Raw genomic sequence first — 12,506 nt, 5'->3', positions numbered from 1 at the left:
GGTGTTTTACAGCCTGTTTACGCCTTCACACGCAGCTTCTTCAGTTCTTCGTCGCGCAACTCACGACGCAGAATCTTGCCCACGTTGGTGGTCGGCAGGGCATCGCGGAACTCAACGGCTTTCGGCACCTTGTAGCCGGTGACGTTGGCGCGCATGTGCGCCATCACCTGCTCTTTGGTCAAGGTCACGCCCGGTTTGGCCACGAGGAAAATCTTGATCGCTTCACCCGATTTTTCGTCCGGGACACCAATGGCAGCGCACTGCAACACGCCTGGCAACGTCGCCAGCACGTCTTCCAGTTCGTTCGGATAGACGTTGAAACCGGAGACCAGAATCATGTCCTTTTTGCGATCGACGATGCGCATGTAGCCATCTGGCTGGATAAGCGCGATATCGCCGGTCTTCAACCAGCCTTCGCTGTCGAGGATTTCGTCGGTGGCGTCCTGACGCTGCCAGTAACCCTTCATGACTTGCGGGCCCTTGACGCACAGCTCGCCAATTTCGCCCAGTGGCTGTTCGACGCCAGCGTCATCAATGACTTTGCACAGCGTGGACGGAACCGGAATACCGATGGTGCCAATCTGGATGTTCTGGTTCGGATTGACCGTCGCCACCGGGCTGGTTTCGGTCATGCCGTAACCTTCGCAAATGGAACAGCCGGTCACTGCTTTCCAGCGCTCGGCGGCGGCCAGTTGCAGGGCCATGCCACCTGACAGGGTGATTTTCAGCGCCGAGAAGTCCAGCTTGCGGAATGCCTCGTTGTTGCACAGCGCCACGAACAGCGTGTTCAAACCGACAAAACCGCTGAACTTCCACTTCGACAGTTCCTTGACCATCGCCGTCAGATCGCGCGGATTGCTGATCAGGATATTGTGGTTGCCGATCAGCATCATCGCCATGCAGTGAAAGGTGAAGGCATAGATGTGGTACAGCGGCAGCGGCGTGATCAGGATCTCGCAGCCTTCATTGAGGTTGGAACCCATCAGCGCCTTGCACTGCAGCATGTTCGCCACGAGGTTGCGATGAGTGAGCATCGCGCCCTTGGCCACACCCGTGGTGCCGCCGGTGTATTGCAGCACTGCGACATCGCTGCTGGCCGGATTGGCATCGCAAACCGGTTGGCCGCGACCTTTGCTCAACACGTCGTTGAACTTGATGGCCTTGGGCAAATGCCAGGCCGGGACCATCTTCTTCACATACTTGATGACGCTATTGACCAGCAGGCGTTTGAGCGGCGGCAGCAGGTCACCCACTTCGGTGACGATCACATGCTTGACCGAGGTCTTGGGCACCACGGCTTGCGCCAGGTGCGCCATGTTGGCCAGGCAGACCAGTGCCTTGGCACCGGAGTCATTGAATTGGTGTTCCATTTCCCGCGCGGTGTACAGCGGGTTGGTGTTGACCACGATCAAACCGGCGCGGATGGCACCAAACACGGCGATCGGGTATTGCAACAGGTTCGGCAACTGCACGGCGATTCGATCGCCCGGTTGCAAGTCGGTATGCTGTTGCAGGTAAGCGGCAAAAGCGCCCGACAATTCGTACAGCTCACCATAAGTGAGCGTCTTGCCGAGGTTGCTAAAAGCCGGTTTGTTGGCAAAGCGTTGGCAGGATTGCTTCAACACCGCCTGAATATTCGGATACTCGTCCGGATTGATATCGGCAGCAATCCCGGCAGGGTACTTATCCTTCCAAAAGTTTTCGATCATGGAAGCCCACTCCTCAGCAACGCGAATTCATCACCGCATTTGATGCGATTATTATTGGTGTGTGTTTTTTATTGGTGTCTCTTTGTTGGTGAGTCTGGCTGTTTACTTAGGCCGAGAAGTCACAAAGCGGGCCGAGAGTAGCAGCTTTGCCAAGGACCTACTAGAGCCAAAGAAGACCCGCACAGTCACATTTGTGACTTACGAATGCTAGGTAGTCACTTTTAGAGTAAAGATTCCATTGAGCCTTTGAGCGCTCTGAAATAGCCCTTGCGCCTGCCCCAAAAGCTTCGCGGGCAAGTCGGATCGCCGCACCGCCGCTCCCACAAGGACACGGCGATCCATTAATGTGGGAGCGGGCTTGCCCGCGAATGACGATCTACAAACCAATCACGCGATATCGCGCAGTTCCCGCCGTAAGATCTTGCCCACCGGCGTCATCGGCAGCGAATCACGCAGCACGATGTGTTTCGGCACTTTGTAGCCGGTGAAGTTTTCCTTGCAGTAAGCCTTCAGCTCTTCAAGGCTGACGCCTGACTCGCGAGCGACCACAAACAACTTCACCGCCTCTCCCGAACGATCGTCCGGCACACCGATCACCGCGCAATTGGCGACTTTCGGGTGAGCCATGACCACGTCTTCGATTTCATTCGGGTACACGTTGAAGCCCGAGACGATGATCATGTCTTTCTTGCGATCGACAATCCGGACGAAACCGTCCGGATCGATCACCGCGATGTCGCCGGACTTGAACCAGCCTTCGGCATCCAGAACCTGCGCTGTGGCTTCCGGTTGCTGCCAGTAGCCCTTCATGATTTGCGGGCCTTTGATACAGAGTTCGCCGCGCTCGCCCAACGGCTGCTCGACGCCTTCGTCGTCAATGACCTTCAGGGTAGTACCCGGCACCGGCAGCCCCACCGTGCCCAGCCGGGATTTGTCGCCGTAAGGGTTGGCGCATGCGACCGGCGAGGTTTCGGTCAGGCCGTAACCTTCGGTAATCCGGCAACCCGTCAGCTGCGCCCAGCGCTCGGCAGTGGCCTTGACCAGCGCGGTACCGCCGGAGTTGGTGAGTTTCAGGCTGGAGAAGTCCAGGGTCTTGAAATCCGGGTGATCCATCAGCGCGACGAACAAGGTGTTGAGCCCGAGCAATGCCGAGAAACGCCAGTTTTTCAGCTCTTTGATAAAGCCGGCAATGTCCCGCGGATTGGTGATCAGCACGTTGTGGTTGCCGGTGACCATCATGCCCATGCAGTTCGCGGTGAAGGCATAGATGTGATACAGCGGCAGTGGCGCAATCATTACCTCCTGGCCTTCCTTGAGCAGCGGCTGGCCATCGGCACCGAGCTGGGACAGACAAGCACGCACCTGTTGCATGTTGGCAACCAGGTTGCCATGGGTGAGCATCGCGCCCTTGGCCAGGCCCGTGGTGCCTCCGGTGTATTGCAGCACTGCGACATCGTTGAGGCCGACCTTCAACGGTTTGATGCCATGACCACGGCCCTGACGTAGTGCACTTTTGAACGAAATGGCCTGGGGCAGCTGGTACGCCGGCACCATCTTCTTCACTTTGTCGACCACGGTGTTGACCAGCCAGCCCTTGGCGGCAGGCATCAGATCGCCCATCTTCGCTTCGATCAGGTACTGGATGTCGGTATCCGGCAGCACTTCCTGGACTTTCTGGCCGAACATATTCAGGTAGACCAGCGCCCGGACGCCGGAATCCTTGAACTGGTGACGCATCTCACGCGGGGTATACAGAGGATTGGTGTTGACCACGATCAACCCGGCACGCAATGCGCCGAATACGGCAATCGGGTAGTTCAGGACATTGGGCATCTGCATCGCAATACGATCGCCAGGCACCAGATCCGTGTGCGCTTGCAGGTAACCAGCGAATGCTGCGCTGTAGCGTTCCAGCTCGGCATACGTCAGGGTCACGCCCATATTGCTGAACGCAGGACGATCAGCGAATTTCTTGCAGGAACGCTCGAAAACCTCGATCACCGAGGTGTAGGCACCCGGATCGATATCCAGCGGAACGCCGGCCGGGCGTTTGTCATTCCAGAAATCAGGTTGCATTGTTCTTGTCCTCTTTACCTGGGCATATCCGGGCCGCATCTCTGCTTCTTTGAAAGGCGGGGCTCTGCGGACGTTAGCAGCTATGGCGATTCAGGCAAATATGCGCACGAGCGTCATTGATAGCGTGAATCTTGTTCCTGAGGCATGCCCTGATCAGACGGCAATCGTCTGATGAGCTATACAATGCAACGACCCCGTGCAAAGGAATCGCCATGATCCACGATACTTTCTGGCTGACCGCGAGTGACCGCAGCCGCCTTTACGTCAACCAGTGGCTGCCCGAAGGCCCGCTCAAAGCGGTGATCCTGTTGGCCCACGGCATGGCCGAACACAGTGGTCGCTACGCTCGCCTGGCCGAAGTGCTCTGCGCCCAAGGCTATGGGCTGTACGCCCTGGACCAGCGCGGTCACGGCAAAACCGCCGAGCACGGGGTGCTGGGGCATTACGCGGACCAGGACGGCTGGCGCAAAGTGGTCGGTGACCTGGCGTGCCTTAACCAGCACATCGGCCTGCAACATCCGGGAACACCTATCGTGCTGCTCGGCCACAGCATGGGCAGCTACATCGCCCAAGGTTATCTGCTGCACCACAGCGCCAGCCTGCACGGGGCGATTCTCAGCGGTTCGAATTTTCAACCCATTGCGCTCTACCGCATCGCCCGGCTGATCGCCCGTTTCGAACGCTTGCGCCAGGGTGCCACCGGTCGCAGTGCGCTGATCGAGTGGTTGTCGTTTGGATCGTTCAACAAAGCCTTCAAACCCAATCGCACACCCTTTGACTGGCTCAGCCGGGATCCCGACGAAGTCGACAAGTACGCCAACGACCCGCTCTGCGGCTTCCGCTGTACCAACCAGTTATGGATCGACATGCTGGGCGGGTTGCAGCAGATCAGCAAAGCGTCCAATCTCGCTCAGATCGATCCGGGCCTGCCGCTGTTGGTGATTGGCGGTGAATGTGATCCGGTGAGCAACGGCATACGTCTCAAGAACCTCGCCAACGCGTTACGCGATGCCGGGAGCCAGTGCCTGCAACTGAATATCTACCCCCAGGCCCGGCACGAACTGTTCAACGAAAGCAATCGCGATGAAGTGATGAGGGATGTGCTGGCGTGGCTGGAGCAGGCCCTGAACAATCGTCGGCCGCCCAAAACAGAATAATTTTTCTTAAAACCAAGCTAGTTAATTTACTTATTTCGTCACAGGACTTGAGATAGATGACCCAGGTTACCAACACCCCATACGAAGCCCTCGAAATCGGCCAGACCGCCAGCTACAGCAAAACCGTTGAAGAGCGCGATATTCAGCTCTTCGCCGCGATGTCGGGCGACCACAACCCGGTGCACCTGGACGCCGAGTTCGCCGCAGCGACCATGTTCAAGGAGCGCATCGCTCATGGCATGTTCAGCGGTGCCCTGATCAGCGCCGCGGTGGCGTGCGAGTTGCCTGGGCCGGGCACTATCTATATCGGTCAGCAAATGAGCTTCCAGAAGCCGGTGAAAATCGGCGACACCCTGACCGTGCGTCTGGAAATCCTCGAGAAGCTGCCGAAATTTCGCGTGCGCATCGCCACTCGGGTGTTTAACCAGCGTGATGAGTTGGTGGTCGATGGCGAGGCCGAGATCCTGGCACCGCGTAAACAGCAGACCGTGACACTGCCGACGTTGCCGGCGATCAGTATTGGCTGATTGACCGCACCCGATCGTTCCCACGCTCCGCGTGGGAATGCATCCCGTGACGCTCCGCGTCACATCCGGAGCGGACGCGGAGCGTCCATGGCGGCATTCCCACGCGGAGCGTGGGAACGATCATCGATTCCCCTCTTCCACCTGCACACTCGCGGTCATTCCCGCGCTCAGGTTGATGCCTTCGGGCAGTTTGTCGAGCTTGATCCGCACCGGAATTCGCTGGGCCAGGCGTACCCAGTTGAAGGTCGGCTCCACCTCTGCCAGCAGTTGTGTGTCCGGCGTGGCGTTGCGGTCGGTGATGCCGCGGCTGACGCTTTCGACATGTCCTTGCAGCGCTTCACCGGCGCTCATCAACCAGACCTTGACCGGGTCACCGACCCGGATCCGCGGCAGTTTGGTCTCTTCGAAGTAGGCTTGCACATAGAAGGTCGAATCATCGATCAAGGCCATCACCGGTTGCCCGGCATTCACGTAGTTGCCTTCAGCCAGACGCAGGTTTGTGATGTGCCCACTGCGCGGCGCATGCACCTCGCTGCGGGCCAGATTGAGTTCGGCGACCTTGGCTTCAGCCTGGGCCTGACGCAGTTCACCTCGGGCAATGCCGGCGTTGATCTGCGCATTCTCCCGCAGTTCGGCACTGATCGCCTGCGGCCCCAGGCTGGCGCGGCGACTGGCTTCATGCTCGCGCAAGCTGAGTTGCTGTTGACGGGTCTGCACCACCGCCCGGGCTTTCTCCAGCGCTGCTTCGAAACGGTCACGATCGATGCTCAGCAGCACATCACCGGCCTTCACCTGCTGGTTATCGTAGGCCTTGAGATGGCGCACCCAACCCGAAACATCCGGCGCGACGATGACCACGTCGGCACGGATCCGCGCATCCCGGGTCCAGGGCGTGAGCATGTAGTACTGCCACAGGTGGAAGCCGGCGAACACCGCCACAGCCACCAGGCACAGGGTAATAGCGACACGTACCGGTGCACGCATGGTCAACTCCTTATAAGGGTCCGAGGCCGACGGTGATCAGGGTCAATACACAAACGTACAAGGCACAATCGAATAGTGCTTCGTGCCAGATCCAGCGTCCCAACGGCGTAATGCGCAGCAACATGCGCAACGCTCCCGTCAGCAGCAGCGCCAGCACGACATAAATCAGAAACGGACTGAGCAAAATCCCGCCCATTGACCACTCACGCAGCCCCATGGCTTTCCTCCTGTTGGCGACACCAGCTGCGCCAGCTGTTTTGCAATTGCAGCACCGCGCCTTGTGCCAGTTTCAGTGCATCGCTGGGCGGCAACGCTTGCAGGGTTTGCAACAACGCCGCACTGGGTTCGGCAAGTGCATCGGCGTGACTGCCAGCCGGACCTTGCGCCAACACCTGTTCCAGCTGCTGAAGATAGCTGCGCTGTGGCCTGCTGACCGGGACCTGCGCCACGGCCAGGCTCAAGCGCAAATGCAGCAGTTCATCGCCGATGTCCAAGCCGAGCAGCCCGTCATCCCAGCGACTGCGGGCCTGCTGTGGCAACTCCGGATAATGCCGCGCCAGTTGCAGCAGACGATCAGCCATGCGCCCACCGAACCAGCTTTCCGCACCGCGCAAATTGCGCCGGGTCAGACGCACCAGATCATCGAGGGTCGCGGCCAGCAAACGGCGACTGTGCCACGCCGGATCTCGCAATATCAGCAGATGGAAGGCCAACACCGCAGCGCCCACGCCGAGCAATATCGCCTGTGCGCTGTTAAAGAACGTCGCGACATCAAACTTCATCGCGTTCAATGGCGACACCAGCACCACGAAGTGCAGGCAAAAAGAGGTGGCGGTCGCGCCGATCTGTGGTTTGGCCATGCCCAGCGCGCCGAAGAACAAGGGTACGCCCATGGCCATGCAGAGCATCGGGAAGCCGCTCCATTGCGGCAGCAGGATTTCGCCAACGACGAAGGCCACGGGAATCGCCAGCAAGATCCCGCGCAAAAAACTCATGCCGATCTGCGCACCGTTTTCACGGCTGGCAAACAGGCTGCAGACCACACACGTCAGCAACATCGCCCCCGATGCAGCGGGCCAGGCAGTCGCCAGCCAGAAACACGCGACCGTCAAAAAAGCCAGCGCACTGCGAGCACCGAACACCAGCGCCAGTGCGAGGTCGCGGTGAGGTGTCAGGCTGTTGGGTTGCTCGCTTGGCTTGCCGCCCTCCTCCACCGAGCGCAATGCCAGCCCTGCCATCAACGCGGTATCCAGCAGCAAGGCCAAACGCGCCAGGCAATAACTTTGTGCCGAGCTGAACTGCGGGTCGTGGGCGGCGTCCTGCACCTGGGGCCGCAAGGCTTGCAACGCCTGCGTGTCCGATGCACCCAGCGCCTGCTGCACCTCACTCAGCCAAGGCGCCAACTGCAGCGCTTCGCGCTCGTCCAGTTGCCGCCATTGCCGACGCACCGAACGGGCGATCCGCAGCAGCATCAACAGTTTTTGACTCAAGCCGCTGACCGCCCGGGCGCGCTGGCGGCCCTGGACGCCCTCGAACCAGGCGTGCTCGCGCTGGGCATCCACCGCGACGATTCGCCCGAGAATGTCCAACAAGCCTTTACGTGCCTGAGCATCGCCGGCCAGGGTTGCACGGGCAGTTTGCAGCCCGCTCTGCCAGGCGGTGCGCGCCTGCCCGGCCAATTGCCGCTCGACCCGCATCGGCCAGAGCAAGGCGCTGCTGGCGGTGGCGCAGAGGATGCCAAGGCTGATTTCAGTACAGCGTGCTACCGCTTGATCGAACACCGTCAACGGATGGGTCAGCGCCGGCAAGGCAATGATCGCCACGGTGTAACCGGCCAGCACAAAGGAATAGGACCAGGCGCTACGCAGCAAGGTCGAGCTGGCCGTGCACAGTCCCAGCCACAACGCCAATGCCAACAGAAATAGCCAGGGTGTCTGGGCAAACAGCCCCATGAACACCACCGACATGACGGTTCCCACCAGGGTGCCCAACAGTCGTGCCAGCCCCTTCTGAACCACCATCCCGGACAACGGCTGCGCGACGATAAACGCCGTCATCAAGGCCCAGGCCGGTTGTTCAAGACCCCAGCGCAACGCCAGCCACAGCGCCAGGCCACCACCGAGTACGGTCTTGATCGCAAATTGCAGCGCAGGAAGGTTGGGTGCAAGCAGGGCCTGTAAGGTCATACGCACGAAGTGAACCCTTGATACGACAAACTAACGATAGTCGGGATAGTGTGGAGACAGGATATACAAATTATTAGCTAGCTAACTATTATAAGTCCATCTGTATCCGCGTTATTTGCATGATCTATCAATTGGCCTGCATGCAGGATGCCTGTATTTTCGAAGACATTGAATCAACACGGCTGTCCCATGAATCCCGAAAAGCTTGAACTGCTGGTCACTCGCGAAATGCCCTTCGGCAAATACAAGGGTCGCATCATTGCCGACCTGCCCGGCCAATACCTGAACTGGTTCGCCCGCGAAGGTTTCCCTCACGGCGAACTGGGCGGTTTGTTGGCCTTGATGCAGGAAATCGATCACAACGGCTTATCCGATCTGCTCGATCCATTACGCGCCAAGCACGGTAAACCCAAACCTCGCCACTGACCGAGTCGAACCATGCCCGAGAATAACCACCGCGCCCACGACGAAGATTTCTGGCTGACATTCGCCGACCGCTTCGACATTGAGCCACGGCCGCCAAAGGGGCGCGACTGAATTACCTGCGTAATCTATGGGTGCATACGGATTACACCGGGGTTTACCACGACGGCGGCGGACATGCGGTTGTTGACGCGGGCATTGATTGAGTTGAGCAGTTAGATCTTCGTTGCCAGCACCATCGCCTTCGCGGGCAAGCCCGCTCCCACATGGGATTTGTATTGATCACATGATTGGGGGCCGCCACAAAACCTGTGGGAGCGGGCTTGCCCGCGAAACAGGCGCCGCGGTATATCAGGCATAGTCCTTTCTTACCGGCAAAAAAAAACGGTGCACTGACCAAGTGCACCGTAAAGCCGTAGAACAACAACGATTTGGTAAAACCAATCAGTCCAGCAGAGCCAACGCCTCTGCAGTGCATTCCTGGATCCGGGCCCAGTCGCCGTTTTTGATCCACTCGGGATCCAGCATCCAGCTACCGCCAACGCACATCACATTCTTCAGCGCCATGTAGCTCTTGATATTGGCCGGGCTGACGCCACCGGTCGGGCAGAAGCGCACTTCGCCGAACGGACCGCCAAGGGCCTTGATCGCGGCGACGCCACCGCTGACTTCCGCCGGGAACAGCTTGAAGCGGCGATAACCCAGTGCGTAGCCCTCCATGATTCCGGAAGCGTTGCTGATGCCGGGCAACAGCGGAATCGGGCTGTCGACGCTGGCTTCGAGCAGATCGCGGGTAATCCCGGGGGTGACGATGAATTGCGAGCCGGCCGCTTCGGCCGCGGCAAGCATGGTGCGATCAAGCACGGTGCCGGCACCGGTAACCAACTCCGGACGCTGCTCGCGCAACAGCTGAATCGCCTTGAGGCCGAACTGCGAACGCAGGGTCACTTCCAGGGCAGTCAAACCACCGGCCGCCAGCGCATCGGCCAGCGGCAGAATGTCTTGCTCGCGGACGATGGTGATCACCGGCAGAATCCGCGCCTTGACGCAGAGGCTGTCGATCAGGGCAACTTTGTCCGCCATGGAAACGGTCGGGCGTGTGTTTGTCATAGCGGCTGATCCTTGGCTCATGGGCACCAGTAAATCTCTAACGTAGGTTGCAAAAACGCGCGAATCGGCATGTCGGCGACTTCGTCACCGGCCAGTGCGGCACTGAGGGTGGTCAATTTGGACTGACCGGAAATCGACAGGACCTTGAACTTCGCCGACGCCAGTAGCGCACGGCTCATGCTCAGGCGCTGATGGGGCACGCTCGGCGCCAGCATTGGCCAGCAACGGCGCGAGCCGTCGGGTTTGAGCGCTTCTTCAAGGTTCGGGCTATTAGGGAACAGCGAGGCGGTATGCCCATCGTCGCCCATGCCCAAGACCAATGCATCGATCGAAGGCAACTCAGCCAGCAGCCGATCGGCGTTCTCGGCAGCCCGTTCAAGATTGGCCGCTGCGCTGTAAAGGCTGAGAAACTGCGCTTTGGCCGCAGGGCCCTGGAACAGGTAGCGCTTGAGCAGGCCGGCATTGCTGTCGGGATGCTCCACCGGGACCCAGCGCTCATCCGCCAGACTGACCACCACATTCGCCCAATCCAGCGTCTGCTTGGCCAGGTGCTGGAAAAACGCCACCGGACTGCGCCCACCGGACACCACCAGCACCGCTGTGCCGCGCTCGCTGATAGCGTCGCTTAACTGCTTGGCCACGTTCAGGGCCAGGCCCTCGGCCAGCAGCACCGGGCTGCGGAACTCATGGGCGCGGACACCCTGAGGCAGTTTCAATTCAGATATCGCCATACCATGACCTCCCATCCCGCGTAATCAGTGCAATTGAGCTCATTGGCCCCCAGGACCCGGCCGCGTACGGCTTGGGCGCATCACCGGATTTTTTCCATCCGGCGATCAACTGGTCACACCACTTCCACGCGGCTTCGATTTCATCTTTACGGACAAACAGGTTCTGATTGCCGCGCATGACTTCCAGCAACAACCGTTCGTAGGCATCGGGAATCCGTGCGCTGCGCCAGGTGTCGGAAAAATTCAACTGCAACGGACCGCTGCGCAGTTGCATGCCCTTGTCCAGGCCTTGCTCCTTGGTCATCACGCGCAAGGAAATACCTTCGTCCGGCTGCAGGCGGATGATCAGTTTGTTGCTGATCTGCAGGCGCTGCTCGGGAGCGAAGATGTAGTGCGACGGCTCCTTGAAGTGGATGACGATCTGCGACAGCTTCTGCGGCATGCGCTTGCCGGTGCGCAGGTAAAACGGCACCCCGGCCCAACGCCAGTTGCGAATATCGGCGCGCAGGGCAACGAAGGTTTCGGTGTCGCTCTGGGTGTTGGAGTTAGGTTCCTCCAGATACCCGGGCACCGATTTGCCTTCGCTGTGGCCGGCGATGTACTGGCCGCGCACCACTTGCGTGGTCAGGCCTTCCGGGCTGATCGGCGCCAGCGCCTTGAGGACTTTGACTTTTTCGTCACGGATGCTGTCGGCAGACAGGTCGGCCGGCGGGTCCATGGCGATCAGGCAGAGCAGTTGCAGCAGGTGATTCTGGATCATGTCCCGCAGTTGGCCGGCCTTGTCGAAATAGCCCCAACGGCCTTCGATACCGACCTTCTCGGCCACGGTGATTTCCACGTGGGAGATGTAATTCTGGTTCCACTGGGTTTCGAACAGGCTGTTGGCGAAACGCAGGGCGATGAGGTTCTGCACCGTCTCTTTGCCCAGATAGTGGTCGATCCGGTAGGTGCGGTTTTCCGGGAAGAACTGCGCCACCGCATCGTTGACCTTGCGCGACGACTCGAGGTCCGAACCGATGGGTTTTTCCAGCACCACGCGGGTGTTCTCGGTCAGGCCGACCTTCGACAGGTTCTCGCAGATCGCGCCGTAGACCGCCGCCGGGGTGGCGAAGTAAGCAATCACCCGCTGAGCGGTTCCGGCCTGCTCGGCCAGGGCGACATAGTCGTCAACCTTGAGGAAGTCGACATGCAGGTAACTCAGGCGCGCCAGAAAGCGTTCGGCCACCGTTTCATCGAATTCCTTGGCATCCACATAACGGCGCAGTTCGGCCTCGATGAATGCCAGATGCTGCTGCTCGCTGCCAGACTCACGAGCCAGCGCGATAATCCGCGTGTCGGCGTGCAGCAGGCCAGCGCCATCAAGTTGATACAAGGCCGGAAACAACTTGCGAAGCGCCAGATCGCCAAGGGCGCCGAACAAGGCAAAGGTGCACGGTTCAACCGTAATCGAGGGCATGATGTTTGTTCTTTTATCAAGTTAAGCTAGAAATACCTTTTTCTCAGGCATCATTCAAGGGAAAATGTAGTAATAAACACAACATTTACTCAAAATATAGATTCCGAGTGGTGGTAGGTCGAGGCCATCAGTAGGATAGGCCACCGC

Annotated in this window: 11 protein-coding genes; 3 read left to right on the top strand and 8 right to left on the bottom strand. The window is 59.3% G+C overall.

The genetic code is table 11. The annotated features are described in order from the left end of the window. Window positions 1-17: 17 nt before the first annotated feature. Window positions 18-1,709: a long-chain-fatty-acid--CoA ligase FadD1 gene (gene fadD1 / locus AC3I0A_RS06260; RefSeq protein WP_489376764.1), complete on the bottom strand. Its 1,692-nt coding sequence runs from the start codon at window positions 1,707-1,709 to the stop codon at window positions 18-20. Between the two features lie 387 nt (window positions 1,710-2,096). Then, window positions 2,097-3,785, bottom strand: a complete 1,689-nt coding sequence (gene fadD2 / locus AC3I0A_RS06255; protein WP_489376763.1) for a long-chain-fatty-acid--CoA ligase FadD2 — start codon at window positions 3,783-3,785, stop codon at window positions 2,097-2,099. A 212-nt stretch (window positions 3,786-3,997) separates the two neighbouring features. Between fadD2 and AC3I0A_RS06250 the strand changes: the two genes are divergently transcribed. Beyond that, window positions 3,998-4,942, top strand: coding sequence for an alpha/beta hydrolase (locus tag AC3I0A_RS06250; protein ID WP_489376762.1), 945 nt, complete (start codon window positions 3,998-4,000; stop codon window positions 4,940-4,942). A gap of 56 nt (window positions 4,943-4,998) precedes the next feature. Further along, window positions 4,999-5,469, top strand: a complete 471-nt coding sequence (locus AC3I0A_RS06245; RefSeq protein WP_150709687.1) for a MaoC family dehydratase — start codon at window positions 4,999-5,001, stop codon at window positions 5,467-5,469. 120 nt (window positions 5,470-5,589) lie between these two features. On the opposite strand, the gene AC3I0A_RS06240 is transcribed toward AC3I0A_RS06245, so the two are convergent. Genes AC3I0A_RS06240 through AC3I0A_RS06230 form a run of 3 tightly spaced genes read right to left on the bottom strand, consistent with a single transcriptional unit; the run spans window position 5,590 to window position 8,645 of the window. Continuing rightward, complete coding sequence (locus AC3I0A_RS06240; RefSeq protein ID WP_489376761.1) at window positions 5,590-6,453, bottom strand: efflux RND transporter periplasmic adaptor subunit; 864 nt, start codon at window positions 6,451-6,453, stop codon at window positions 5,590-5,592. Between the two features lie 10 nt (window positions 6,454-6,463). Beyond that, entirely contained in the window at window positions 6,464-6,670 is a 207-nt protein-coding gene (locus tag AC3I0A_RS06235) for a DUF1656 domain-containing protein (RefSeq protein ID WP_489376760.1), read from the bottom strand. Then, window positions 6,657-8,645, bottom strand: a complete 1,989-nt coding sequence (locus tag AC3I0A_RS06230) for an FUSC family protein (protein ID WP_489376759.1) — start codon at window positions 8,643-8,645, stop codon at window positions 6,657-6,659. Before AC3I0A_RS06230 ends, AC3I0A_RS06235 begins: the two co-directional genes overlap by 14 nt. Window positions 8,646-8,828: 183 nt before the next feature. Here AC3I0A_RS06230 and AC3I0A_RS06225 point away from each other — a divergent pair, with 183 nt between their 5' ends. Next, window positions 8,829-9,065: a DUF3820 family protein gene (locus AC3I0A_RS06225; protein WP_019693207.1), complete on the top strand. Its 237-nt coding sequence runs from the start codon at window positions 8,829-8,831 to the stop codon at window positions 9,063-9,065. 441 nt (window positions 9,066-9,506) lie between these two features. On the opposite strand, the gene AC3I0A_RS06220 is transcribed toward AC3I0A_RS06225, so the two are convergent. Genes AC3I0A_RS06220 through zwf form a run of 3 tightly spaced genes read right to left on the bottom strand, consistent with a single transcriptional unit; the run spans window position 9,507 to window position 12,359 of the window. After that, window positions 9,507-10,172 (bottom strand): bifunctional 4-hydroxy-2-oxoglutarate aldolase/2-dehydro-3-deoxy-phosphogluconate aldolase, encoded by a 666-nt coding sequence (locus AC3I0A_RS06220; RefSeq protein ID WP_489376757.1) that lies wholly within the window; start codon window positions 10,170-10,172, stop codon window positions 9,507-9,509. A gap of 17 nt (window positions 10,173-10,189) precedes the next feature. Next, a complete protein-coding gene (gene pgl, locus AC3I0A_RS06215; RefSeq protein WP_489376756.1) occupies window positions 10,190-10,903 on the bottom strand; it encodes a 6-phosphogluconolactonase in 714 nt (237 codons plus the stop codon). Then, on the bottom strand, window positions 10,890-12,359 hold the full coding sequence (gene zwf / locus AC3I0A_RS06210) for a glucose-6-phosphate dehydrogenase (protein ID WP_489376755.1): 1,470 nt from the start codon (window positions 12,357-12,359) through the stop codon (window positions 10,890-10,892). Before zwf ends, pgl begins: the two co-directional genes overlap by 14 nt. Window positions 12,360-12,506: the final 147 nt, after the last annotated feature.

It is taken from the genome of Pseudomonas sp. KH_024_B2, from assembly GCF_057839965.1.
The sequence above is the reverse complement of the archived record's forward strand: the minus strand, read 5'-3'. Positions and strand labels throughout refer to the sequence as shown.

Coding starts and splice junctions, on each gene's coding strand:
- fadD1 (WP_489376764.1), bottom strand. CDS start 1,709: ATGATCGAAAACTTTTGGAAGGATAAGTACCCTGCCGGGATTGCTGCC.
- fadD2 (WP_489376763.1), bottom strand. CDS start 3,785: ATGCAACCTGATTTCTGGAATGACAAACGCCCGGCCGGCGTTCCGCTG.
- AC3I0A_RS06250 (WP_489376762.1), top strand. CDS start 3,998: ATGATCCACGATACTTTCTGGCTGACCGCGAGTGACCGCAGCCGCCTT.
- AC3I0A_RS06245 (WP_150709687.1), top strand. CDS start 4,999: ATGACCCAGGTTACCAACACCCCATACGAAGCCCTCGAAATCGGCCAG.
- AC3I0A_RS06240 (WP_489376761.1), bottom strand. CDS start 6,453: ATGCGTGCACCGGTACGTGTCGCTATTACCCTGTGCCTGGTGGCTGTG.
- AC3I0A_RS06235 (WP_489376760.1), bottom strand. CDS start 6,670: ATGGGGCTGCGTGAGTGGTCAATGGGCGGGATTTTGCTCAGTCCGTTT.
- AC3I0A_RS06225 (WP_019693207.1), top strand. CDS start 8,829: ATGAATCCCGAAAAGCTTGAACTGCTGGTCACTCGCGAAATGCCCTTC.
- AC3I0A_RS06220 (WP_489376757.1), bottom strand. CDS start 10,172: ATGACAAACACACGCCCGACCGTTTCCATGGCGGACAAAGTTGCCCTG.
- pgl (WP_489376756.1), bottom strand. CDS start 10,903: ATGGCGATATCTGAATTGAAACTGCCTCAGGGTGTCCGCGCCCATGAG.
- zwf (WP_489376755.1), bottom strand. CDS start 12,359: ATGCCCTCGATTACGGTTGAACCGTGCACCTTTGCCTTGTTCGGCGCC.